Raw genomic sequence first — 23,183 nt, forward strand, 5'->3', positions numbered from 1 at the left:
GGTCAGTGTTCCTCTCGGTCGGATCGGTCGGACAGCGTCTTTCGCAACAGCTCCCGCAACGCGGCGCGGTCGGTCTTGCCCGCGGCGTTCCTCGGGATCTCCGGTACGGCGTGCACCGCGACGGGCTTCTTGTAGCCCGCGAGCGCCGAGGCGCAGGCGCGCGCGAGGGCAGCGAGCGTCTCCTCGCTGGGGGTGCCGCCGGGGGCGCCGGTGCGCGGGCCGCCGTCCAGGACGACGGCGGCGGTGACGCCCTCGCCCCACACCGGGTGCGTCATCCCCACGACGGCGACCTCGCGTATCCCGGCGACGGGGGCGAGCACTCGCTCGACCTCCGCCGGATGGACGTTGAACCCCCCGGTCACGATGACCTCGCTGGAGCGGCCGGTCAGCCGTACGTAGCCGTCCGCGTCGATCTCGGCCAGATCGCCCGTACGGAACCAGCCGTCACGGAAGGCCGCAGCGGTCAGCTCCGGACGGTTCCAGTACCCGGCCATCACGGTGTCGCAGCGCACCTCGACCTCGCCGTCGACGAGGCGCAGCTCCACACCGGGCGCGGCCCGCCCGGCGGACGCCAGGCGGCCGGGCACTCCGGAGGCATGGTCGGCCGGGGTGAGCACCGTCAGCGGCGCCAGCGCCTCGGCCAGCCCGTAGAACTGGGTGAGCGCGGCGGGGAAGACGCGCGCGGCGCGCGCCGCCGCGTCGGCGGGGAGGGGTGAACCGCCGTACGGGACGGCGCGGACGCCCGGCACGGGGGCCGCCTCCGGCGGGGCGGCGCGCGCGAGACGTTCGAGCATGATCGGCGCCAGGGGAAGGACCGTCACGCCGAACGCCGCGACGGCCTCCAGGACCGCGTCGGCGTCGAAGTGACCCATCGTCACCGTCGCCGCGCCGCGCACGGCACAGTCCAGCCCGATCGACCCGCCGAAGTGGCTCATGGGCGCCACCGCCAGCACGACGTCGTCCGGGCCGACCGGGGGCAGCGCCCCCAGTGCCCGTACGGTCTGCGCCACCCAGGTCCGGTGCGTGACGACGACGCCCTTGGGACGGCCCGTCGTTCCCGAGCTGTACATCAGCATCGCGACGTCCGAGGGGGCCGGGGCGGGTCGGCCGGACGGCGGGGATTCGGCCCCCGCCGCGAGGACGGCGGGGGTGAGGACGGGAGCGGGGTCGGTCGCCGGGCGGCGGGGGCCCGGTGCCGTGTCGGCGCAAACGACCACCGTCGCGGACGCCCCGGCGTCGGCGAGCGCCGCCCGTACCGCCTCCTCCGCACCGGCGCCGCAGCACACCACGCGGGCGGCGCAGTCGGCGGCGATCTCCGCGATCTCGCGGGGGTGCAGCCGTGGCGAGACCGCCACCCGCACGAGCCCGGAGCCGAGGACGGCACGGTCGAGGACGCGGAGCATCACGCTGTTGGGGAGGGCGAGGACGACCCGGTCACCGGCGACGGCACCCCGCGCGGCCAGCCGCGCGACGGCCGTACCGGCCAGCTCGGCGACCTCCGCGAACGTCAGCCACCGGGACCCCGCCTCCGCCGAGCGCAGCGCCCGCCGGTCGCCGTACGCGGCCTCCGCCTGCACGAACTGCTCGGCGACGGTGGCGGGGCCGGTCGCCGGCGTGGCGGGGCCGTCAGACGCGGACATGCTTGCGCCACAGATTGCCGAGTTCGGTCACGAGGTCGTGGCCCCGTTCGCCGTTCACCAGGCCACGGTGCAGCGTCTCCGCCGCCGCGCGCTGATAGGCCGGATAGCCGGGGAGCCGGGGCCGCAGGAAGGAGCGGTCCATGGTGGCGAGGGTGTCCCGGTAGAAGCCGGTGACCTCGTCGTTGACGCGCCCGTCCCGCCACACCGAACGGCGCCCCGACTGCCCTCCGGCGTCGTGCGCGACCCCGCCCTGTGTCCGCGCTGAGGTCGCGAGGCGTACGAACGCGGCGGCGTCCCGTCCGGCGTTCCCTCCGGCGTCCGGGTCCGGGCCCGGGGCCGGGGCCGGACGGGAGGAGACCGCGAGTCCCACCCCGCCGGTCAACGTGCCGACGGGATCGTCACCGAGGCGGGGCGCGTCGGTGAACGCCACGAGCGCGTCGCGCGCGCCCGGCCTGGCGTAGGTGACATAGCCGAAGACCAGCGGGCAGTAGAGGGCCCGGCTGTCGGCGATACGTTCGAGCACGGCGATCGGATCGGCGCCCAGCGACGCGGGGTCGCACAGCGTCAGCAGCCGGCGCGCCCGCTCGACGGCCTCCCCCAGCAGCGCCGGGTCCACCCCCGCGTCCCCCCACCACTCCGGCCGCCCGTCCGCGCCCCGGCGCCAGCGGTCACGGGGTCCGACGGCGGTGTTCGCCTCGGCCTCGCACAGGGAGAGCACGGTGCCCCACAGATGCGTCGGGTTCGCCGCCAGCAGCACCGCCTCGCGCCCGTGGCGCCGTACGAACGCGGATACGTCGTCCCACCTGGCCGGTATCTCCGCACGGTCGACCGCCCCGGCGCGATGGGCGCCGACCATGCACGCGGCGTCCACCGCGCCGCCCCACTGCCGCCCCTGCCAGCGGTAACTGGCATGGCTCGGCCCGGCCGAGTCCTCGTCCCGTTCGCACAACTCGTCGGCCGAGAAGACCGGATCCAGCGGCATCAGTGCCCCGGCGTCCACCGCGTCCCCGATGAACGGGTGGTCGAGCGCCACCAGGTCGTACTCCCCCGCCAGCTCGGCCACCGGCGTCTCCTCGAACTCCCGCAGCGACCGCACGGTCCACTCGATCGCGACGCCGGTCCCCCGCTCGAACTCCGCACCGGCGGCACGCAGGGCGTCGATACCGCGCGGATGGTCCCAGGTGATCCCCCGCAGGCGACTCGGGTCCCGCATCAAGGCTCCTTCTCCGGCACTCGGCGAGGCCATTGGTAAAACGTCTTACCATCACCGTAACCGCTACCCCCGCACCGAGCAAAGGTGCCTTTTGCGTCTTGCTACGGGGATGGGGTCAACCGAGTCCGGGTGGCGGGGTCAGCTCAGGCCCGGCGGCGGGGTGCGGTGCACGCTCCGGACCGCTGCCACGGCCCGTGGCACCACCGGCCACGGGACCTCGGCGCTGAGCGCGTCGAGGCGCCGCCGCACGCTCGTGGCGATGCCCTTGCCGAGCACGAACCGGGTCGGCGTCACCGCCCGCTCCGCCCCGGCGAGCAGCGGCAGCGCCTGCGCGCTGCGCATGCCGGTGTCGCTCAGCACCAGGTGCCGCAGCCGGTGCGGACCGGCCGACAGCGTCGCGGCGATCGTGGTCGCGGCCTCCGTGTCGACGCGGTTGTCCGGGGCGCCGAGGACCGCGGCTGCCTTGACGCGGCCCAGGTCCAGCAGTTCGACGTCCGCCGCTGCCGCCGCGGTGACCAGCTCCGCGCCAGCGGCAGCGCCGAGACCGTCGCTGGCGAGCGAGAGCCGCCGCAGGCGGCCACGCGGTGCGCGGCGCAGCCCTTCGGCCACGGTGCGCGCGCCCGGGTCGCCGAGACCGGCGGCCGAGAGGTACAGCTCGTCCAGCACCCCCGCCTCCAGCAGTGGCGCCAGCGCCTCGGCGCCGGTCGGACCGAGCGGGTTGCCGCCCAGGTAGAGCCGCTCGAAGCGGCGCCCGGAGTCGAGGACGGCCCGGGTCAGCCGGGCCGCCCCGGGGGCGTCCAGTCCTGTCTGCACCAGGTCGAGGGTGCTGAGTCCGGGGGCGGCCGCCACCAGCTCCGCACCCGCGTGCCCGGCGAGGCCGCCCAGTGGATTGCGCTTGAGCCAGAGCCCCGCCACGGCCTGCGGCGAGGCCCGCAGCTGGTCCGCGATGCGGCAGGCACCCGTGCCGGAGATGCCGTTGCAGCCCAGGTAGAGCGTCTGCACTCCGGTGCCCGCGCGGCGGGCGGCGACCTCGGCGGCGCCGTCGTCACCCAGCCCGTCCGTACCCAGCAGCAGATGCCGGATCGCCCCCGGGGCCGCGCCCTCCCCGTCCGCCCCGCCCTCCCCTTCCACCTCGGCGCGCGTCCGCAGCGCGTCCACGACCAGCGCGGCTCCGGCGGGGCCGATCTGCGACTTGCACAGGTCGAGACGGCCGTCCGGCAGCACCGTCCCGGCGGGGAAGTCCACCCGCTCCCCGGCGGTGTGTCCGGCGCGCAGCCAGGCGAGCAGCGGCTCCAGGCCGACCGGAGCGACCGATCCACCCGGCACTCCCGGTCCACCCTGTCCGCTCACCACGCCGCCTCCTGGTAGTCCTTGAGGAACACCCCGGACACCGGGTGCCCTGCCTCGCCCCGCACGATCGGGTCGTAGACGCGGGCCGCGCCGTCGACGACGTCCAGCGGGGTGCGGAAGCCGCGCGCGGCGATCCTGCCCTTCCTCGGCGCCGGGTTCTCGTCGGTGATCCACCCCGTGTCCACGGCACACATGTGCACGCCCTGCGTGGCGAGTTCGGCCGCGCTGGTACGGGTCAACATGTTGAGGGCGGCCTTGGCCATGTTGGTGTGCGGATGCCCGCCCGTCTTGTTCCGTACGGTGAAGCGGCCCTCGACGGCCGTCACGTTGACGACGTAGCGGCGCGGGTGCGGCGAGGCCAGCAGCAGCGGCAGCAGCCGGTCGCACAGCAGTGCCGGCGCCAGGGAGTTGACCAGCTGGGTCTCCAGCACCTCGGCGGGGTCCAGCCCGCCGAGCCGGGCCGACCAGGAGTTCTCCGGGGCGGAGTCCGGCAGCAGTCCGGCCTCGTCCACGGCGTCCAGGACGCGGCCCGGGCCGCCCGTGCCCTCCAGCTCGGCGGCGGGCCAGGCGGGTGAGAGCGCGGGGAGCGGCGTGAACCCCGGTGCGTGCCGCACCAGTTCCTCCGGTGCTCCGGCGGGGAGCTCCTCGCGTTCGCCCGCCGCGAGCCGCGCGTAGGACTCGGGCGGACGGCGCAGCGTCTGGGCGGCGTTGTTGACGAGGATGTCGAGCGGGCCGCCGCTCGCCCGAAGCTCCTCGCACAGGCCCAGCACCTGACGCGGATCACGCAGATCGATGCCGACGACGGTGAGCCGCTCCAGCCACCCCGCCTCCGGGCCGCCGCCCGCGTCGGTGGCGGCGGCCCGGAAGCGGCGTACCGCGTCGTGCGGGAAACGCGTGGTGACGACGAGTTCGGCGCCGTCGCGCAGCAGCATCAGGGCGAGCTGGAAGCCGATCTTCACGCGTCCGCCGGTGAGGAGCGCACGGCGGCCCCGCAGATCCGTGCGCAGCCCGCGCCGGGCGGAGTTGTCGGCCGCGCAGGCGGGGCAGAGCAGGTGGTAGAAGGCGTCGACCTGCTGGTAGGGCTGCTTGCACACGTAGCAGCGGCGCGGTGTGGCCAGCTCGCCGACGGGAGCGGACGCGCTCGTGCCCGGCGGGAGGGCGAGGGGGGCGTCGTCGCGGCGGCGGCTGCCGCCCATGGCCGTCCGCGCGCGGAGCGCGGCGTCCGCCCCGCCCGTCCGGCCGCGACGCTCCTGACGACGCTGTCGCCTGCCCTCGCGGGCGAAGGACTCGGCGACCCGCTCCGCCCGCAGCCGCGCCGGGTCGTCCGGCGGCAGCTCACCGAACTCGCGGATCAGACGCGAGAGTTCGGTCAGCGCAGTCGTGTCGACGTCCCCCACAGCCGCTCCCGCCGCACTCCGTTCCGTACCGATGGGTGGTCCTGACCGGATTCGAACCGGCGTGTCCGCCTTGCCGGGCGGTGCGCCTGCCTCTGCGCTACGGGACCATGAACCACAGAATTACGGGGGCCCACTATGCCCCATCCAGCCCCGCCGTTCACCGGAGTATCGGGAACCCTTCTGCACGATTGCCGGACGACGGGGTCAGCCCCCGTCGGGCGGCGGGGCGGTGGACTCCCGGGGGATCATGACCGGTGCGGGTTCCTGGACGCTCTCGTGGCGGGCGGGCTCGTTCTCCATCTGGCCCAGGAGCAGCGTGACCGCGCGGGCGCCGAGCTCGAAGAGGGGGAGCTTCACCACGGTGAGACGGGGCTGGAGGAAGTTGGCGACGAAGACGTCGTGGAGCCCGGCCAGCGAGACGTCGCCGGGCACCCGTACCCCCATGTCGTGCGCGGCGCTCAGCGCGCCGACGGCCGCGAGCACGTTGGCGGCGAAGACGGCGGTCGGCCGCGTGCGCGCGGACAGCAACTCGGTCATGCCGCGATAGCCCTGCTCCGCGGTGTGCCCGCCGGAGAAGACGCGGGACTTCGGCGCCTCCAGACCGGCCCCCTCCAGGGCCTCCGCCCACCCCTTGCGCCTGCGGTCCGCGCGGCTGCGGGGCCCGTCGACCTGGAGCAGCGCGACGTCCCGGTGGCCGAGCTCGATCAGATGGGAGACGGCCAGGTGGGCGGCCGCGTAGTCGTCGACGGCCACGCTGCCGATGGCGCCCCTCGTACGGTCGTTGAGCAGGACCGTCGGCACCTCGCCGGACGCGATCTTCGAGACGAGGGAGTCGGCGGCGGTCCCGGCGCGCTGCAGTAGCAGCCCGTCGATCGCGCCGCCGGAGACGAACCGCTTGAACATCTCGTCGTCCGTGGCGAGCGCGTCGACGTCCGCGAGCATGAGGGCGTATCCCGCCTTCGCCGCCTCGGCCTGGGCACCGGCGATGATCTCGCTGTAGACGGGATTGCTCGCGTCGTGCACGGCCAGGCCGATGACGCCGACCCTGGCCTTGCGGAGGGCCCGCGCGGCGTAGTTCGGCGTGTACTCCAGCTCGGCGGCCGCCGCCCTGACCCGCTGCTTCGTCTCCTCGCGGGCCCGGAGGGTGTCGTCCCCGTTGAGCAGCCGGGAGACGACCCCGACCGACACCCCTGCCCGCTTCGCCACGTCGGCGAGAGTGACCATCGCGCGCATTCCTCCCCAAGACTGCTCCACACACTAGCTTGATCATCCCGCCGTCGCCGGATCACCCGTCCGCGCCGGACGGATCGCTCCGTCCCCGCCGGGCGGATCGCCCCGTCCCCGCCCCGGCGGATCCCCTCCCCCGTCACTCGCGGCAACGCACGGCACTCAGACCGTTGCTTGACGGCGTACCGGCAGACGCTTAGCTTGACTGGTAAAACGTCATACCAGATCGTGCAACGGCCTGGTTCGAGCGCCGAGCGACGTGGACCGCGCATCCCGTGCGACGGAGTCGCCCGTCCGACCGCCTAAGGAGACCCGGTGCGGAAAAATGGGTCCGGCAAGACCAAAACCGTCGTGGCAGCAGCCGCTGGCAACTTCGTCGAGTGGTACGACTTCGCCATCTACGGTTACTTCTCGCCCGTTCTCGCCAAAACGTTCTTCCCGGATTCCGACGGACTCACGGGCCTCCTCGCCACGCTGGCCGTCTTCGGGGCCGCCTTCGTGCTGCGCCCGGTCGGCGCGGTCATCTTCGGCCACCTCGGCGACAAGCGGGGGCGGCGCTGGGTGCTGTCGGTCGTCATCCTCACCATGGCCGGTGCCACGACGCTGATCGGCGCCCTCCCCTCGTTCGACTCGATCGGGGTCCTCGCGCCGATCGCGCTCACCGTGCTGCGGCTGATCCAAGGGCTCTCGGCGGGCGGTGAGTTCGGCGGCGCCGCGTCACTGCTGTTCGAGCACGCGCCGGAGCGGCGGCGCGGGCTGTTCGGCTCCGCGCAGGCGGCGAGCATCGCCCTCGCGCTCGCCATCTCGGCGGGCCTCGGCACGGCCCTCACCAGCTGGATGAGCCACGACTTCCTCTACTCGACGGGGTGGCGCATCCCCTTCCTGCTGGGTCTGCCCCTGGGCGTCGGCGGCTGGTACATCCGCCGCCACGTCGAGGAGACCCCCTCCTTCACCGAGATGCAGGAGAAGGGCGAGGTAGCCGACAGCCCGGTCAAGGACGTGTTCCGGGGCCACTGGCGCATGATCATCGCGGGCACCGCGGCGATCGTCTCCTGGACGGCGGGCGGCTACGTCACCCTGCAGTTCCTGCCCACCTTCTTCGACGGCGTGCTCGGCCGGAACCTCTCCGAGGGGCTCACGGCCTCGCTCGTCGGCCTGACGGCGTACGCCGGATTCATCGTGCTCGGCGGCTGGCTCTCCGACCGGTACGCGCGCTGGAAGGTCATGGTGACGGGCGCGGTCGCGCTGGGCGTGCTCGCGGTGCCGTGCTACCAACTCCTCATCCGGGGCGGCGTGTTCGGCATCGGCGTCTCCGTCGTCCTCTTCGCCGCCTCCCTCGGGCTGACCGCCGGGCCGACACCCGCGATGCTGTCCGAACTGACACCGGGCAACGTCCGCAACTCGTACCTGTCGATCGTCTACTCCATCGCCAACGCGGCGTTCGGCGGCTTCGCCCCGTACATCGTCACCGCCCTCGTCGACTCCAGCGGCAACAAGCTCTCCCCGGCCTTCTACCTCATCGGCCTCGAAGCGGTGGCGGTCGCCGGTCTGGTCGGCGTCGCGGTCCACGTCCGCAGGCGCGGGGGCCGCACGGCGGATACGCGGCTGCCGGTGGGCACGGACGTACGGGACGCGGACGCACGGGACGCGGGCGTACGGGGCGCGGACGCGCGCGGTGCGCAGGAGGACGCGCTGGTCACCCCGCGGGCACCGGACTCCGCCGGCTGACGGAGGGGGTGAGCGGCCACGCGGCGGCCCCCTCGCTGTCGGATCCGGCGCCGATCTACCGTTGGCCCCTCCCAGAGGTCATCATCTGTGCCACGAGGAGGTGGCTGGGTGAAGCCCCTGGCAGATTCCGATCCGCGGCAGGTCGGGCCGTATCCGCTGCTGGCCGAGTTGGGACGGGGAGGGATGGGCCGCGTGTTCCTGGGGGTCTCCCCGGACGGGCGGCTGGTGGCGGTCAAGCTGATCCGCGAGGGTCTTCACGACGACGAGCACCACAGGGGCCGGTTCAGACGGGAGGTCGCCGCCGCGCGCCGGGTGCCGGGGCACTGCGCCGCGCCGGTGGTCGACGCCGACCTGGACGCGCCCGAACCGTGGCTGGCCTCGGCGTTCGTCGCCGGTCCTTCGCTGCGGCAGGTGATCGAGAGCGGGCACGAGGGCGAGCCGCTCCCGGAGGCGGCGGCGCTGCGGCTGGCCGAAGGCCTGGTCGCGGCGCTCGACGAGATCCACCGGGCCGGACTGGTGCACCGGGACCTGAAGCCGGACAACGTGCTCCTCACCGGCGAACCCATGGATCTCGGCCTCCCCCTCCCCGGCCACGAGGGCGTCCGCGTGATCGACTTCGGTGTCTCGCTGGCCACCGACGACGCGACGGGCAGCACCCGGATGACGCGTACGGGGTGGCTCGTCGGCTCCCCCGCCTACATGTCGCCCGAGCAGGCCGAGGGCGGGGAGATCACGTCCGCGAGCGACATCTTCTCGCTCGGCGCCGTGCTGGTGATGGCCTGCACCGGCGCGAGCCCGTTCGCGGGCCCCTCGCTCCCGGGCGTGCTCCACAACGTCGTCCACGCCGAGGCCGATCTGTCCGCGCTCCCTCCCCGGCTGGGGGAGATCGCCGCGGCGTGCCTCGCCAAGGACCCCGCCGCACGGCCCGGTCCGTCCGACCTCCGGGAGCTCCTGGCCGACGTCCCCGCCTCCGCCGCCCCCTGGCCCGGGCGGGTGCGACGGTTGATCGACGAGCAGCGCGCCGAACTCGCCGGGATGCTCCGGCCCATGGGCAGCGCGACCACCGGCAGCCCGCGGGACGACGGCGCGGTGGACGAGGCGTCGTGGGACAGCAGGACGACCGACCGTACGCCGTTCACGGCGGACGCCCTGCTGCCCGCGCGGTTCGTCAACGACGTCGACGCCGAGTACGTACGGGTGGCCGCGGGCCCCCGGCCGAGCGGGGAGGCGGGCCCCTCCGATCTGGTGTCCGTGCTCACCGCCTGCGGCTGCCCCGAGGTGATGACCGGGGTCTACCTGGAGCAGGGCAGCCCGAATCCCCCGATCCTGGTCTCCGTCACCGTCATGCCGATGCCCGATGTCGCGACGGCCCAGAACGTCTTCGGGCTCCTGCTGGGCGAGGCGACGCGCTGGCGGGTGACGCTCTGGTCCGCCCAGGTGCATGACGACGGCACCCCGCACCGCGCTGACTTCGACTCCGGTCACCACCGGGCGTACGACAGGTACAGCCACCGCTATGTGATCGCCGCCCGGTCCGTCCGTACCGACCTCCTCCAGGACGGCTGGCTCGAACCGTGGCTCCGGGCCGGGGTGAAACGGGGCGCGGAGTCCAGCGGGCCGCAGAACCACGGGAGTCCCTAACAGGGCGGACGTGTGCGGATCGTCGCCTCCAGGCGGGCGTGGCGGAACTCGTAACGGGAGCCCGCGGTGCGCAGGGTGCCGCGTTCGTAGGCGTCCTTGAGGGAGCCCATGCCACGGTAGAGCACGTTCTCGCGGTGGACCCCGAAGGCGCAGCCGATGAAGAGCACGCCGGAGCCGAACCCGGCGCAGAGCGCGTAGAGCAGTACGACGGGGAGGCCGACGAGCGCGCCGACCACGGGGTGGAAGCCGCGCCCGCGGACGGAACGGCGCCCGGTGTGGCGCGTACCGGCTCCCGGATCGCGCAGTTCCGAGAGGCCGCCGACCGCCAGCCCGGACACCAGTCCGATCGGCGCGCCACGACAGAGCCTAGGGACGGCGCCCCAAATAGGCGGCCAGGCGGGTGTAGGCGTCGGCGTCCTCGGGTGCGGGGACGGCCGGTCCGAACAGCTCCTCCTCGCCGCGCTCCTCCGGCGGCGCGAACTTCGGGAACGCCACGAGTGCCCGCTCGGCGAGGTCCGGGTCGAGCCCGGCGACGCGGCCCGTGGCATGGGCGAGGTCCCAGGAGTGCGCCGTGAACTCGTGGGTGTACGCGTCGAGAACGACCCGGCCGGGCAGCGTGGCCCACGGCAGCGTCACCATACGGTCGAGCCGCTCGTCCTCCGCCCACACCCGCTCGGTCTCACCACGGGCCTCGGCGAACGCACGCGCCCAGCCGTCGTCGGCGACGCCCTCGACCACATCGGGGAACTCGCGCCCATCGGCCCCGGTGCCGACGCCGGCGAGCTTGTGCAGCACGCCGACGACGTGTCCGAGCAGCGCCCGTACGTCGTACTCGGCACAGGGGGTCGGTCCGCTCAGCTCGTCGGGACCCACCGACTCGACCAGTTTCCCGGTCTGGTCGAGGGCGCGGGCGAAGAGCGGACGGGGGTCAGGGGTCACCTCGGGAGTCATGTCGCGTGTCATGTCGCGGAACCTACCGGGCCCCACTGACACCGGGGTCGGCGTCGGGGTCCGTGATGCCCAGATCGACGCGCATGACGTGGCGCATGTGCCAGAGCGGGTCCCACAGCGCGTCCATGTTCTCCCAGGCTACGGCCAGGCTCTCGCCCTCCTGCTCCGTGCCTGCGGCGAGGCGGATCAACAGGCCGTGGAGGTCGCCGAGATGGCGGTTCGCCGTGCTGGCCGCCGAGGCCACGGAGTCGGGCAGCACCATCTGGGCCTCGGCATGGCACAGCCGGTGCTCGCGCCGCGCCCGGTCCAGATCCGCCCTCAGCTCCTCGGTCATCTCCCCGTTCTCCAGGGCGTGGAGGGCCTTCGTCATCACATTGGCCAGGTCGCGCGATCCGGCGCTCAGGCTCGCGTAACACGTCCGGCGCGCCTCCAGCCGGGCCTGGCGCGTGGCGTACTCCCGTTCGTCCTGCTGCAGTTGCCTGGCGTGCGCCAGCTCGCGTGCCCTGGCACGGTCGGCGCCGCGCTGGGTGATCACGGCGGCGGCGAGGGTGCCGCCGATGCCCAGCACCGCGATCACGATCTGACTCGTCGAGCTGTCCAAACTGCCCGTCCCCTCCCCTGTCCGGCGTCGTCGTGTCGTACGGATCGTAGAGCCGAACGCAGGAATCCTCCTTCCCCCGCAATCCAGGGGCCGGGGCGCCGCGAATACAAGCGAGGGTCCCGGTCACCGCGGCGGCCGGGATCTCCTCCCGCGTTCGCCGTTGTTCGCCGTTGTTCGCCGCGACGCTCCTCGGAGGAAAGAATGAGTGCAGAGTCAGTGCGGGAAAACCCGGACATCGCGTTCGAGCAGCCGCTGTTCCACAGTTCGCGCCTCGCGGCGGACTGGGAGCGTATGCGCGCGCACATCACCTCGGCGACCGAGCTCGAATCGGCGTACTCGGTCATTCAGCCGCAGATCTCCGACCTGGGGATCCAGTTGTCGGACTCCGACGCCGGCCAGCTCATGGATCTCTACAACGCGGCGGTCAAGGACGGCCGGTACCTCGACGACCTCGTGTCCGATCCGGCCGGTGTCGCCAAAAGGCTCAAGATGCGGATCTCGAAGAACGCGGCAGCGGAACTCAAGCGGGCCGGGAGCATCGAGGCGCTGCGGACGGAGCAGGGGAAGGCAGCGATCGGTCCCGGTGTGGCGGTCGTGGTCGTCGCCGTCGTCATCGTGGTCGTCTTCGGTCCGAAGGACCGGCCGCGTCCGCAAGTCGTCGATTCCAGCGGAGTGGTGAAGATCTAGGGCCACCCGGTGCCGGGCGGAAGGAGGGAACAGAGCATGTCGTTCGACGGCCCTGCGGGCGACGGTCCCGCGTGTGACGTCGCCCTGGTGAGCATGCCCTGGGCGCCCGTACTGGAGCCCTCTTTGGGGCTGGGCATCCTGAAATCCTGCCTGGACCGGGAGGGAATCGCGGCGCGCGTATTCCACTTCGCTCCCGAGCTGCTGCGCTGGACGACGCTCGACACCTATCAGTACCTGGCCGATTCCTGGGGGCTGAACGATTTCGTCTTCAGCGGGGAGATCGACCGGGAACTCGGGGAGCAGCAGCGGGCGGCCGTCGTGGAGCGCGTGATGACCTACGCGCGGGAGGGCCGGAAGTACGACGCCTATCCCACCGCGGAATCGGTCCTGGACCTCATCATGACGGCCCGGCACGAGGTGGTGCCGCGGCTCGTCGCCTCCGCGGCGGACGCCGTTCTCGCCTCGGGGGCGCGCATGGTGGGTTTCAGCTGTCTCTTCGACCAGACCATGGCCTCGCTCGCCCTCGCCACCGCCGTGAAGCGGCGGGACCCGGACATCACCGTGGTCTTCGGCGGCTACGCGCTGGAGGGGCCGCCCGGCACCGAGGTCGTGAAGGCGTTCCCGTGCGTCGACCACCTCGTGGTCGGGGACGGGGAGGAGGAGATCGTGAGGCTGGCGCGGTGGGCCCTGGGCCAGGGGCCCGCCGCGTCGGGGCCGGGCGGCGCGCAGCCCGGCGCGTCGCCCGGCACGTCGCCCAGCGCACCGCCCGGCGCGCCGCCGCGCATCATCCGGGCCAGGAAGGTTCCGCTCGACGACAGTCCCGTACCGGACTATTCCGACTGGTATCGGGATCTGGCAGCGCTGGAGGCCGCGCACTCGATCCGGATCGGGACCGAGGTGCTGCCCGTGGAGAGTTCGCGCGGATGCTGGTGGGGTCAGACGAAGCACTGCGTGTTCTGCGGAATCGACGACGAGACTTTGCAGTACCGCTTCAAGGACCCCGGCCTGGTCCTGGGCATGCTCGATGAGCTGCGGGCCCGGCACGGGAACGTCACCTTCAGGTTCTCCGACTACATCATGCCCAAGGCGTATTACACCGGACTGCTGCCGGAACTCGCCGCGCGGGAGCCGCGCTTCAAGCTGCACGCGGAGATCAAGGCCAATCAGCCGCCGGAGCGCGTGGAACTCCTCGCGCGGGCCGGATTCGTCGCCGTGCAGCCCGGCATCGAATCCTTCGCGACCCCGGTGCTGAAGGAGATGGACAAGGGAGTCCGCGGAATCGACAACGTCAGCCTGCTCAAATCCGGTTACGCCCATCGGCTGACGGTCCAGTACAACATCCTCTACGGCCTTCCGGGGGACCAGGTCGACGCGTACGCGGAGATGCTGCGTCAGCTCCCCCGCCTCTACCATCTGACGCCGCCCGTCTCGCGGACCGAGACCGTCGTCACCAGGTTCGCGCCGCTCCAGGAGAACCCCGGGCGTTTCGGCATCCGCACCAGGCCGGTGCACCACGAGTGCTACGACGCGCTCTTCTCCGCGGAGTTCCTCTCGGCCACCGGTTTCTCGCTGGACAACTACGCCTATTACTTCCAGCGGAACTTCCCGTACTCGCGGGAACTCAAGACGGCCTACTGGGGAATCGTGGTGCAGGTCGACCACTGGAAATCCCTGCACAGGACGCGCTTCGTCGAGCTCTCCTACGAGGAGCACGGGAATCACGGAGACCGGCTGCGCGTCCACGACAGCCGTTTCTCCGACGGCGAGACCTACGCGCTCTCGGTCACCGCGTCCGCGATCCTCCGCGAGGTCGGGCACCGGCCGCTCAACATCTCCCGCGTACGCCGCGCGATGGCCGCCGCCGGGACGGAGTTCAGCGACGCCGCGTTCGATGCCGCGTTCGACGCCGCGCTCGGCGAACTGGACGAGAAGCGGCTGATCTGGCGGGAGGGAGAGCTGATCCTCGGGCTGGCCCTCCCGAAGGAGGTCTCGGACCGGCACCAGGAGAGCGGCTGGCCGAAGGAATGGGGCTCCCTCTACACCTGACCCCCCTCACGTGCTCGCGGCAGGACGGGGAGCCGCGCCCTCTTGGCCCAGTTGGTCCAGTTGGTCCAGCAGGACAAATCCGCAGGTCGATGCTTGGCCGCGCGCACAATCCGGCGGTGCGGTGGCGTTCCTAGAGTGGCCCGACGCCCGTCCGTCGGAGGGAGACGACATGCGACGCAGGACGAGTCTGGCCGCGGGGTTGGCCTTCACCGCTTCGCTGGTGACAGCGCCGCTCGCGGTGGCCGCACCGCGCACCGCACCGGAGTGCGACACCGGGCCGTTCGAGACCGCGCTGAAGGAGCTGCGGAAGGCCGGTGCCTCGGGGATGACCGTGACGGTGAAGAGCCCGCGCTGCGGCGTGCGGAGCGCCGGGGTGGGCCTCGCCGACCTCCGTACGGGCCGCGAGGCCGTCGGCGACGAGCACAGCCGCCTCGCCAGCAACACCAAGACCTGGACGGCGACGGTCGTGCTCCAGCTGGTGGGCGAGGGCGGACTGCGGCTCGACGACACCGTGGACGACCATCTGCCGGGCCTGATCCGCACCAGGCACTACGACGGCCGCGCGATCACGGTCCGTCAGCTCCTCCAGCACACCAGCGGCCTGCCCGACTATCTGGAGGCGCCGTTCTGGGAAGACCTGGAGGCGCACCGCTGGGACCACGTCGAACCGCTGCGGACGGTCGAACAGTCGCTGGCCCTGCCGCCGCCGGAGAGGGCGCCCTCGGGCTTCTCGTACTCGAACACCAACTACAACCTCGCCGGGCTGATCGTCACGGAGATCACCGGGCGCGGCATCGGCGCCGAGATCGACCGGCGGATCGTCCGGCGTCTCGGGCTGCGCGACACCCACTGGCCCGGCGACCGCACCACGCTCCCCCGCCCCGAGCTGCGCGGCTATGTGGAGCGGCCGGGGAAGAAGCTGGTGGACAAGACGGAGTGGAACACCTCGGCGGCCGACGCCTCGGGGGCGCTGGTCTCCACCGGCGCCGACACGACCGCGTTCTGGACAGCCCTGTGGAGCGGCGAGCTGCTCGGCCCGGCCGAGCTGGCGGAGATGCGGCGGACCGTCGAGGACGGCGAGGGCGGGCGCTACGGCCTGGGGGTCGAGCGGTACGAGCGCGTCCCCGGCTCCGTCAGCTGGGGGCACAGCGGCTACATGGAGACCGGCCACAAGGTCAGGAACGCCGTCTCCGACGACGGCCGACGAGCGGTGACGCTGCTCATCGGCTCGGAGTCGTTCGACGAGGCGAAGGTGGACTCCGTCGTGGACACGCTCCTCCGCGAGCTGCGCTGAGCCGCCGTGGCGCGGTCACGGGAGGGTCCGCAACTGGAGCCAGAGGACCAGCCGTTCGTCGGGGTCGTCGAGCGCGACGCCGAGCTGGCGGCCCACCTGCCTGAGGCGGTAGCGGCAGGTGTTGGGGTGGACGGAGAGCGCCTTGGCGGCGCGCGCCACGTCGCAGCCCGCGTCGAACCAGGCGGTCAGGGTGCGGGCGTACTCCGTGCCGTGCTCGGCGTCCGCCGCCAGCACCCGCCGCCAGGCCCCGGACCGCAACGCCCGCCGCTCGCGCATCATCTCGGAGAGCAGCAGCAGGGTCACCCGGGGGCGCACCTCGTCGACCGTGGCGACGGGGAGCTCGTCGTCCAGCAGCCGCAGGACGAGGTCCGCGTCGGCGCGCGAGCCGGGCACTCCGCCTAGGAAGGGCACGACCTCGCCGAGCGCCGCCCGTACGGGCACGCGCAACGACTGTCCGGCCCGGCGCACGAGGTCCTCCGCGAGCCGCCGGTGCCGCTCGTGCCGCAGCGGTACGCGCGCGGGGTCCCCTGCCCCTCCGGGCGCGGGCAGCAGCGCGTACACCACCCCGTCCAGCAGCGCGCACGCGTGGCGTCCGTAGCGCGCCTCGCACTGCAGGCGCACGAGGTCCAGCAGTCGCAGCGAGGTCCGCTCGGCGTCCGGCACGCTCGCCGCCGAGTCCGGGGCGAACGCGGCGACGCGGACCGAGTCCCAGCCCAACCGCCGCGCCGCCGCCGCAACGTCCGCCGAGCCGTCGAGCAGGCGGCGCACCAGCTCCGTGTCCTGATGGCGGGTCAGCTCCTGGGAGGCGCGGGCGCGCAGCAGGAGCAGGGCCGCGGTGGACGCGCCCTGGGCCAACGTCTCCTCGGCGTCCGGCGCGAGCGTGCCGCTGTCCACCACCCAGAGGGAGCCGAGGGTCTCGCCCCCGGCCCGGACGGCGACGGCGAGGCGCGGCAGGACGCCCGGGGCGAGCGCGGGCAGCCGCACGGGCCCGTCCGCGCCGAACACCGTACGGACCTGGTGCCCGTTCGCCACGCTGCCCGGGACCTGGAGGCCGAGGATGCCCTGACGGCGGTCCTCGTCCACGGGCTGGCCCGGCACGGTGGAGTAGGCCAGGATCCGCTGGCGGGGGTCCTCGACGGCCGTCGCCCCGCCGGTCGCCGCCGCGACGGCGTCGGCCAGCGCGAACAGGCCGCCCGGTCCGCCCCCGTGGTCAGGGCGGGCGCCGAGGGCCGAGGAGAGCGTCAGGTGCACGTGGTGCCAGGCCGCGCCCTCGTCGACCGCCAGCAGCGCCACGCCGCGCGCCTCGGCCTCGCCGACGGGCCCGTCCGGGCCCCGCACCACGACGCCGGTCATCCCGGCCTCCGCCGCGGCGCGCACCAGCGGCCCGGCCTCGGGCGCGCGGACGCCGACGGCGAGCAGCAGGGCTCCGGGCGCGGACGGCAGCGGGGCCTGCGCGTCGTACAGCACCGCCTCGGTCACCGGGACGGCGCGGCCCGCGGGCGCGGTGTGCAGCCGCAGGGCGGCGCTGCCGACGACGTCCATCAGGTCGCCGAGCGTGAAGGCGTCCATGGGTGCTCCTCCCACGTCGGCCCCCGGTCCGGACTCCCAGGAACGTATGTCTCCGTCGTTCACCGCCACAACCCGCACATCGGCGGGGAGACACCGGCCTTCCGGGGGAGGGAAATCAGCCGTCCCGTTCTGTCCTCCCGGAGAACCTGATGAACTACGGGCAGCACGGACGGCACGAGCAGCACGGGCAGCACGAGCAGCACAGCAGGCCGGGTGACAGGCGACCGTGGGAGGTACGCGTGGGGGCGAAGACGGCGTTGCTGGCGTGGGGGCGGAACCCGCACGCCGCACTGCGGGACGGGCTGACCGCTCAGCCGGGCACGGCGCACGAGGTGGCGGCGCGGGCGCTGCCCGGCGCCCGCCTGACGGCGGTGGGGAGCCTCCCGCTGGCGGAGGCCCTCCTCCCGCCGGACGGCATGGTCTACGCGGCATCGTTCCCCGGCGTGGACCTCGTGTGCTGCGCCGACGTGGCCGCCGGACTGGCCGCGCAGCCCGAGACGCTGCCGGATCACCTGCGGCCGGGGCCCGGTCAGCGGCTGTACGTGCACCACATGAGCAGCGTCACCGACAGCTTCTACGCCTCGGTCCGCACCGGCGGGGCGGAGGAGCGCGGCGTGCTGGCCGTGCTGGAGCAGGGCGCCTGGGAGGAGGGCGAGCGGCGCGACTTCGAACTCCCCTACTGGCGGGGCGAGCGCCCGCCGTGGGACGGGTACGAGGGACCGCCCCCGTTCCATCCCCTGCACCTGGGCGAGGCGTACCTGCTGCACGACTTCGGCTTCACGGCGGAGTCGGCGCCGCAGTTGCCGCCCGCGCCGCTGGATCCGTTCACCATCAGCGTGTACGGGTTCCGCGTGGGTCAGTAGTGCAGGTACCCCAGGCCCGTCGAGATCTCGTCGGCGAACTCGATGACCTGGCCCGCGAGTTCGCGCTCCCGGGTGCCCAGGTCCATCGCGGACAGCGAGCCCGAGACGGACAGCGCGGCCACGACGCCGCCGGAGCGGTCCCGCACGGGGACGGCCAGGCAGGCGCGGCCGAGGGCGAGTTCCTCGACCTCCGTGGCGTACCCCCGGGTGCGCACCTCGTCCAGGGCCGCGCACAGGGCCTTGAGGGTGGTGGCGGTGTGCGTGGTGTACGCGGGGTACGCCGTGCCCATCACCTTCTCGACCTCGTCGTCCTTCAGGCCGGAGAGCAGGGCCTTGCCCATGGCGGTGGCGTGCAGCGGGGCCAGGCGGCCGGTCAGGGTGAAGTTACGGCCCGCGCGCGGGCCTTCGAAGTGGCAGAGGTAGAACATCTGGTCGCCCTGGCGCTCCGCGACGTTGGCCCCGAGGCCGGTCTCGTGCGCCAGGTTCTGCGCGACTTGGCGGGCGGCCCGGTGGACGGGCGACTGGTTGAGGGCGATCCCCGCCAGCCCCACCAGGCGGGGGCCGAGCCGGTGGAGGCCGCTGCGCTCGTCGCGGGCCAGATAGCCGAGCGATTCGAGGGCGCTGACCAGCCGGGAGACCGTCGACTGGCCGAGGCCGGTCAGCTCCACCAACTCGGCGATCCTGCGCTCGGGGTGCTCGTCCGTGAAGTGGGTGAGCAGGGACAGGGCCCGCTCCACGCTCTGCGTCCCGGCACCGCCAACACGAGATGTAGCATCCATATCGTGGATGCTACATCGTCGCCCGAGACGGCGCCGCACCCCGTCGGACGGCGGACGGCCCGCCCGGTGCCGACGGCGAACGGAGCACCCTCGCGGTCGCCAGCAGCGCGAAGGCGGCGACAGCGAGGGCGGTGCGGAGCGCGTGGGCGAGCTGCCAGCGGTCCCGTGCGTCCGCCCAGTCGGCGGGCGGTGTACGGACGGACCAGTCGAGCTGATCGCCGTTGACCGGCAGGTTGACGCTCACGGTCACCACGAGGACCACGGCCATCAGCGCCAGCGCCGCCAGCGCGAACCAACGGGTCCTTGCCCGCGCCCGGAAGGCCAGGACGACGAGGAGCGCGGTGGCGGCCGCCGCCGGGAGCAGGGTCGCGGCAGCCAGCTTGTCCAGGCCGTCGAGTTCGACCTGCCGGACCTGGGTGTAGACGGAGGCCTCGTAGGAGCGCAGCGAGTTCTCCAGCACGAGCACCGCCACGAGGAACCCCGCGAACAGGCCGCCGCACAGCAGCCCCACGAGGTGAGCGAGACGTGCGAGGCGGGCGGGGCGGTCGGGGCGGGCGAGGCGCGTGGTCATCGCCCCTCGCCCCCGAAGGCCGCCGCGTGGTCGGTCACCCACTGCTCGAACGTCCGCGCGCCCGGTCCGGCGACGGTCGCGGGGCGCCCTTCGCCGCGCGCGTAGCGGGCCATCAGCGCCTGGACGAACGGCTCGGGGAGCCCGCCGGAGCCGGCCATGGCTCGCGCGGCGGCCTCCGCCGGGATCTCCTCGTGCCGGAGCGGGCGGCCGAGCACCTCGCCGATGGCCGTCACGGCCTCGGCATGGGTGAGCGACCCCGGTCCGGTCACCGGGAGGCGGCGGCCGTCCAGCGTCTCGTCCCGGAGGGCCCGGGCGATCAGCTCGGCGACGTCCCTCTCGTGCACGAAGGCCTCGGCGAAGTCCGCGTACGGCCCGCGCACCACGTCGCCCGCCCGGATCTGGCCCGCCCACATCGCGAGGGTGTTGAGCGCGAACGACGCCGGGCGCACGCTCACCCACGGCAGCGGCCCTTGGACGACGGCCTCCTCGACCTCCTTGTTGCGGTCCCCGTTGAAGCGCGAGGGCTGGTGCGCGGGCTCGTCCTCGACGTTGATCGCCGACATCACGACGACCCGTCGTACGCCCTGCTCGGCCGCCGCGGCCAGCAGGCGGCCCACGGCCTCCTCGCCGACGGCCCGGGGGTGCACGAAGAGCGCGGAGACCCCTTGGAACGAGAGTGTCTCGGGCTTGCGCGGATCGCCCTCCACGACATCGGCCCCGGCCGGGAGCCCGGCGGCCGACGGGTCCCGACTGACTGCGCGTACGGCGGCTCCCTCCGCGAGCAGGGTTTCGACGAGCGGCCTGCCGATGGGGCCGGTGGCACCGGTGATGAGATACATGACGCGGTCCTCTCCATCCCGTAAAGTACGGGAGTCGTAATACTTTCCTTTGAGGACCGTACATTATGAGTTCCGTAACACCAAGCCCCCGCGACCGGCGACGCGCGACGACCGAGGTCAAGGGCGCCCTGCGGGAGCTGAGCCTCCAACTGACCCTGCTCGACCGGCAGGTGAGCGCCCGCGTCTCGCTCAAGGACGTCGATCTCGACTGCCTCGACCTGATCAACCGCACCGGACCGCTCACCCCGACGGCACTCGCACGCCAGGCGAACCTCCATCCCGCCACGCTCACCGGGATCCTGGACCGGCTCGAACGCGCCGGATGGATCGCCCGCGAGCGCGACCCCGAGGACCGGCGGGCCATGCGGATCCGCGCCCTCCGCGAACGCAACGGCGAGCTGATCTCCCTCTACGCCGGGATGAACTCCGCGATCGACGCGATCTGCGACGACTACAGCGACACCGACCTCGCCCTGCTCACCGACTTCCTCACCCGCGCCACGGCCGCGGGCCAGACCGCCGCCCAGGACCTCGCCGCCCCCGACACCCCCAACACCACCGGCACCACCGACTGAGGCCCGTCCGCCGCGGGCGCGGGCCGACGGGCGAAGCCGCCTACGGGCGTCCGGTCAGCGGGACCGCGCCCTCCTCCAGGACCTCGTCCAGCGCACGCCGGGTCACCGCGTCCAGGGGCGCGGCGGGCAGGCGTACCGCCGCCGAGGCGATGATGCCGCGCCGGACCAGGACCTCCTTGTGGACCGCCCAGGCCTGGCCCGCGCGGACGCCCAGGTGGATGAGCGGCTGCAGGGCGCGGTAACGGGCGCGCGCCCGGGCCCGTTCGCCCTCGTCCAGCGCGTCCAGCACCTCGCGCAGGACGTCCGAGAACTCGCAGGCGGGCATGGTGCCGACGGCGCCCACGGCGTGCTCGTCGAGCAGGTACTGCGCGTTCTGGCCGCCCAGTACGGCGAAGTCCCCGCCGGTCCTCCCGACGACCGTCTCGATCTTGGCGGGCGGCGCGGGGACCTCGATCTTGACGGATGTGATGCGCGGCTCGGCCGCGAGGGCGGCTATCTGCTCGACACCGAGGGCGACCCCGGTGACGCCGGGGGCGTCCTGGAGCATCACGGAGGCCTCCGTCGCCGCCGCGACCCCGGCGAAGAACTCCAGCGTCTGCGCGGGCGAGGGCTTGGTGAGGAACGGCGGCAGGACCATGAGGTGGTCGGCGCCGCCCTCGACCGCGCGCAGCGCGAGTTCGCGCGCGGTGACGGTGCTGGTGCCGTTGACCCCTGCGACCAGGGGCAGATCGGGTCCGGCCACGGCGCGGACCTCGCGCAGGATCGCGGCCCGCTCGGTGTCGGTGAGGGCGAAGCCCTCGCTGGCCATGCCGAAGACGGCCACCCCGTCGACCCCGCTGGCGAGCTGGAACTCGACCAGGGAGCGGAGCGAGGGCAGGTCCAGCGCGCCGTCGTCGGAGAAGGGCGTGGCGAGGATCGGGATGAGGCCGTGGGGCAGTGCGGTCACGGGTGGGTTCTCCTGAGAAGAGGTGGTCGGGAACGAGGTGGTCGGGGACGAGGCGGTCGAGGACGAGGTGGTCGGGGTCAGGCTGCCGCGGTGAGTTCGGCGATCCTCTCCACGTCCACGTCGATGCCCAGGCCCGGTCCGGTGGGCAGGACGAAGCCCGTGGGCGTGGCGTCGAGCGGGGTGCGCAGGATGCTCTGCGCGACGGACAGCGAGTCGGCCTGGAACTCGAAGAACGGGCAGTCCTCCGTGGCGGCGCTCAGGTGGATGCCCGCGGCCAGGGCGACGCCGAGGCCGACGGAGTGGTGGCAGGCGACGGGGACGTGCGCGGCGGCGGCCAGTTCGGTGACGGAGACGGCCTCGGTGATGCCCGTACGGGCGACGTCGGGCTGGGCCAGGCGCAGGGCGCGGCGGCCGATCCAGTCCGCGAACTCGTAGCGGTTGCGCAGCGCCTCCCCGACGGCGACCGGCGTCGTGAGCCGCGAAGCCAGCTCGCGGTGGCCCTCGACGTCCTCGGGGGCGAGGGGCGCCTCGTAGAACAGGGCGCCGCGGCGGTCCAGTTCGCGGCCGAGGGTGAGGGCCTCGCCGATGCGGTACGCCCAGTGGGCGTCCACCGCGATCCGCAGTCCGGGCGCCGCCGCCGCCACCGCGTCGTAGGTGGCCAGGTCGGCCTCGACGCCCTTGCCGAGGGCCAGCTTGACCATGGTGGCGCCCTCGCGGGCGTACGAGGCGGCGAGCCCGGCGCGCAGTTCGTCGGTCGGCTCGGGCAGGCCGGAGACGTACGCGGGCACGTGCTCGCGGTGCGCCCCGCCGAGGAGCTCGGCGACGGAGAGCCCGGTGAGCCTGCCGTGCAGGTCCCACAGGGCGATGTCGACGGCGGCCATGGCATCGGCCTGATGCCCCGTCAGGTGGCCGCGCTCGCGCATCAGGTCGCGCATGCGGTGCCACAGCGGACGTACGCGCGTGGGGTCCTGCCCCACGAGCTGGTCGGCCAGCAGCCGGTCCACGACGGCAGCCGGGATCTCCGGGCCGACGGGCGCGAGCGCCTCACCCCAGCCCCGGCAGCCGTCATCGGTGCGGATCTCGACGAGCAGCGTCTCGTACCGCCCCGAGTAGAGGCTGCGCCACGGCTCCCGGACGACGTACCCCCGCTCCGGGGTCAGCTCGGCTCCGTCCTCCAGCCGGCCCAGGTAGGCCCGGGGGCCGTGGAGCTTGAGGACGTGGGTGCGTACCTCGGTGATGCGGGCCATGCGGGTCATGCGGCGCCCC

21 protein-coding genes and 1 tRNA gene are annotated in these 23,183 nt (G+C 73.5%); 7 read left to right on the forward strand and 15 right to left on the reverse strand.

The window, feature by feature from the left end; translation table 11 throughout:
• Window positions 1–2: 2 nt before the first annotated feature.
• The 6 genes from ACGF3A_RS26725 to ACGF3A_RS26750 form a co-directional block, all read right to left on the reverse strand.
• Complete coding sequence (locus tag ACGF3A_RS26725) at window positions 3–1,640, reverse strand: AMP-binding protein (RefSeq protein ID WP_393732869.1); 1,638 nt, start codon at window positions 1,638–1,640, stop codon at window positions 3–5.
• Window positions 1,627–2,853 carry a hypothetical protein gene (locus ACGF3A_RS26730; protein WP_393732870.1) on the reverse strand — a complete coding sequence of 409 codons (1,227 nt, stop codon included), beginning with the start codon at window positions 2,851–2,853 and terminating at the stop codon, window positions 1,627–1,629. Before ACGF3A_RS26730 ends, ACGF3A_RS26725 begins: the two co-directional genes overlap by 14 nt.
• Window positions 2,854–2,991: 138 nt before the next feature.
• Window positions 2,992–4,203 (reverse strand): ribonuclease inhibitor, encoded by a 1,212-nt coding sequence (locus ACGF3A_RS26735; protein WP_393732871.1) that lies wholly within the window; start codon window positions 4,201–4,203, stop codon window positions 2,992–2,994.
• Window positions 4,200–5,600: an SDR family oxidoreductase gene (locus tag ACGF3A_RS26740; RefSeq protein WP_393732872.1), complete on the reverse strand. Its 1,401-nt coding sequence runs from the start codon at window positions 5,598–5,600 to the stop codon at window positions 4,200–4,202. The genes ACGF3A_RS26735 and ACGF3A_RS26740 overlap by 4 nt, the downstream gene beginning before the upstream one ends.
• Before the next feature lie 36 nt (window positions 5,601–5,636).
• Window positions 5,637–5,707: transfer RNA gene (locus ACGF3A_RS26745), tRNA-OTHER, on the reverse strand.
• Between the two features lie 97 nt (window positions 5,708–5,804).
• Window positions 5,805–6,824 (reverse strand): LacI family DNA-binding transcriptional regulator, encoded by a 1,020-nt coding sequence (locus ACGF3A_RS26750; RefSeq protein WP_393732873.1) that lies wholly within the window; start codon window positions 6,822–6,824, stop codon window positions 5,805–5,807.
• A gap of 354 nt (window positions 6,825–7,178) precedes the next feature.
• Here ACGF3A_RS26750 and ACGF3A_RS26755 point away from each other — a divergent pair, with 354 nt between their 5' ends.
• Window positions 7,179–8,555 (forward strand): MFS transporter, encoded by a 1,377-nt coding sequence (locus ACGF3A_RS26755; RefSeq protein WP_393732874.1) that lies wholly within the window; start codon window positions 7,179–7,181, stop codon window positions 8,553–8,555.
• A gap of 108 nt (window positions 8,556–8,663) precedes the next feature.
• Window positions 8,664–10,196: a serine/threonine-protein kinase gene (locus ACGF3A_RS26760; protein WP_393732875.1), complete on the forward strand. Its 1,533-nt coding sequence runs from the start codon at window positions 8,664–8,666 to the stop codon at window positions 10,194–10,196.
• On the opposite strand, the gene ACGF3A_RS26765 is transcribed toward ACGF3A_RS26760, so the two are convergent.
• The 3 genes from ACGF3A_RS26765 to ACGF3A_RS26775 are packed head-to-tail and all read right to left on the reverse strand — an operon-like array spanning window position 10,193 to window position 11,748.
• Window positions 10,193–10,534 carry a hypothetical protein gene (locus tag ACGF3A_RS26765; RefSeq protein ID WP_393732876.1) on the reverse strand — a complete coding sequence of 114 codons (342 nt, stop codon included), beginning with the start codon at window positions 10,532–10,534 and terminating at the stop codon, window positions 10,193–10,195. The two genes, ACGF3A_RS26760 and ACGF3A_RS26765, sit on opposite strands and share 4 nt — an antisense overlap.
• A 28-nt stretch (window positions 10,535–10,562) precedes the next feature.
• Window positions 10,563–11,159, reverse strand: a complete 597-nt coding sequence (locus ACGF3A_RS26770) for a TIGR03086 family metal-binding protein (protein ID WP_393732877.1) — start codon at window positions 11,157–11,159, stop codon at window positions 10,563–10,565.
• Between the two features lie 10 nt (window positions 11,160–11,169).
• The gene (locus ACGF3A_RS26775) at window positions 11,170–11,748 is read right to left on the reverse strand and encodes a hypothetical protein (RefSeq protein WP_393732878.1); all 579 of its coding nucleotides are present in this window, start codon (window positions 11,746–11,748) and stop codon (window positions 11,170–11,172) included.
• A 216-nt stretch (window positions 11,749–11,964) separates the two neighbouring features.
• On the opposite strand from ACGF3A_RS26775, the gene ACGF3A_RS26780 reads away from it, so the two are divergent.
• The 3 genes from ACGF3A_RS26780 to ACGF3A_RS26790 all read left to right on the forward strand — a co-directional run bounded on the left by ACGF3A_RS26780 (window position 11,965) and on the right by ACGF3A_RS26790 (window position 15,775).
• Entirely contained in the window at window positions 11,965–12,435 is a 471-nt protein-coding gene (locus ACGF3A_RS26780; protein ID WP_393732879.1) for a hypothetical protein, read from the forward strand.
• Window positions 12,436–12,471: 36 nt separating this feature from the next.
• Window positions 12,472–14,481, forward strand: coding sequence for a RiPP maturation radical SAM C-methyltransferase (locus ACGF3A_RS26785; RefSeq protein ID WP_393732880.1), 2,010 nt, complete (start codon window positions 12,472–12,474; stop codon window positions 14,479–14,481).
• Window positions 14,482–14,650: 169 nt separating this feature from the next.
• Window positions 14,651–15,775, forward strand: coding sequence for a serine hydrolase domain-containing protein (locus tag ACGF3A_RS26790; RefSeq protein ID WP_393732881.1), 1,125 nt, complete (start codon window positions 14,651–14,653; stop codon window positions 15,773–15,775).
• A 15-nt stretch (window positions 15,776–15,790) separates the two neighbouring features.
• Here ACGF3A_RS26790 and ACGF3A_RS26795 read toward each other — a convergent pair whose 3' ends face one another.
• The gene (locus ACGF3A_RS26795; protein ID WP_393732882.1) at window positions 15,791–17,344 is read right to left on the reverse strand and encodes a PucR family transcriptional regulator; all 1,554 of its coding nucleotides are present in this window, start codon (window positions 17,342–17,344) and stop codon (window positions 15,791–15,793) included.
• 149 nt (window positions 17,345–17,493) lie between these two features.
• Here ACGF3A_RS26795 and ACGF3A_RS26800 point away from each other — a divergent pair, with 149 nt between their 5' ends.
• Window positions 17,494–18,207 (forward strand): DUF6928 family protein, encoded by a 714-nt coding sequence (locus ACGF3A_RS26800; RefSeq protein ID WP_393732883.1) that lies wholly within the window; start codon window positions 17,494–17,496, stop codon window positions 18,205–18,207.
• On the opposite strand, the gene ACGF3A_RS26805 is transcribed toward ACGF3A_RS26800, so the two are convergent.
• From ACGF3A_RS26805 to ACGF3A_RS26815, 3 genes are read right to left on the reverse strand one after another with little or no spacing between them, the layout of a single operon-like run.
• Window positions 18,201–18,986, reverse strand: coding sequence for an IclR family transcriptional regulator (locus ACGF3A_RS26805; protein WP_393732884.1), 786 nt, complete (start codon window positions 18,984–18,986; stop codon window positions 18,201–18,203). The two genes, ACGF3A_RS26800 and ACGF3A_RS26805, sit on opposite strands and share 7 nt — an antisense overlap.
• A gap of 10 nt (window positions 18,987–18,996) precedes the next feature.
• Entirely contained in the window at window positions 18,997–19,557 is a 561-nt protein-coding gene (locus ACGF3A_RS26810; protein WP_393732885.1) for an anthrone oxygenase family protein, read from the reverse strand.
• A complete protein-coding gene (locus ACGF3A_RS26815; protein WP_393732886.1) occupies window positions 19,554–20,396 on the reverse strand; it encodes an SDR family oxidoreductase in 843 nt (280 codons plus the stop codon). Before ACGF3A_RS26815 ends, ACGF3A_RS26810 begins: the two co-directional genes overlap by 4 nt.
• Before the next feature lie 65 nt (window positions 20,397–20,461).
• On the opposite strand from ACGF3A_RS26815, the gene ACGF3A_RS26820 reads away from it, so the two are divergent.
• Window positions 20,462–20,971, forward strand: a complete 510-nt coding sequence (locus ACGF3A_RS26820) for a MarR family transcriptional regulator (RefSeq protein WP_393732887.1) — start codon at window positions 20,462–20,464, stop codon at window positions 20,969–20,971.
• A 40-nt stretch (window positions 20,972–21,011) separates the two neighbouring features.
• Here ACGF3A_RS26820 and ACGF3A_RS26825 read toward each other — a convergent pair whose 3' ends face one another.
• Window positions 21,012–21,917 (reverse strand): dihydrodipicolinate synthase family protein, encoded by a 906-nt coding sequence (locus tag ACGF3A_RS26825; protein ID WP_393732888.1) that lies wholly within the window; start codon window positions 21,915–21,917, stop codon window positions 21,012–21,014.
• A gap of 77 nt (window positions 21,918–21,994) precedes the next feature.
• Window positions 21,995–23,173: a mandelate racemase/muconate lactonizing enzyme family protein gene (locus ACGF3A_RS26830; protein ID WP_393732889.1), complete on the reverse strand. Its 1,179-nt coding sequence runs from the start codon at window positions 23,171–23,173 to the stop codon at window positions 21,995–21,997.
• Between the last annotated feature and the right edge of the window lie 10 nt (window positions 23,174–23,183).

Source organism: Streptomyces sp. NPDC048172, assembly GCF_043202595.1.
In the GTDB taxonomy this organism is placed as follows: Bacteria; Actinomycetota; Actinomycetes; order Streptomycetales; family Streptomycetaceae; genus Streptomyces.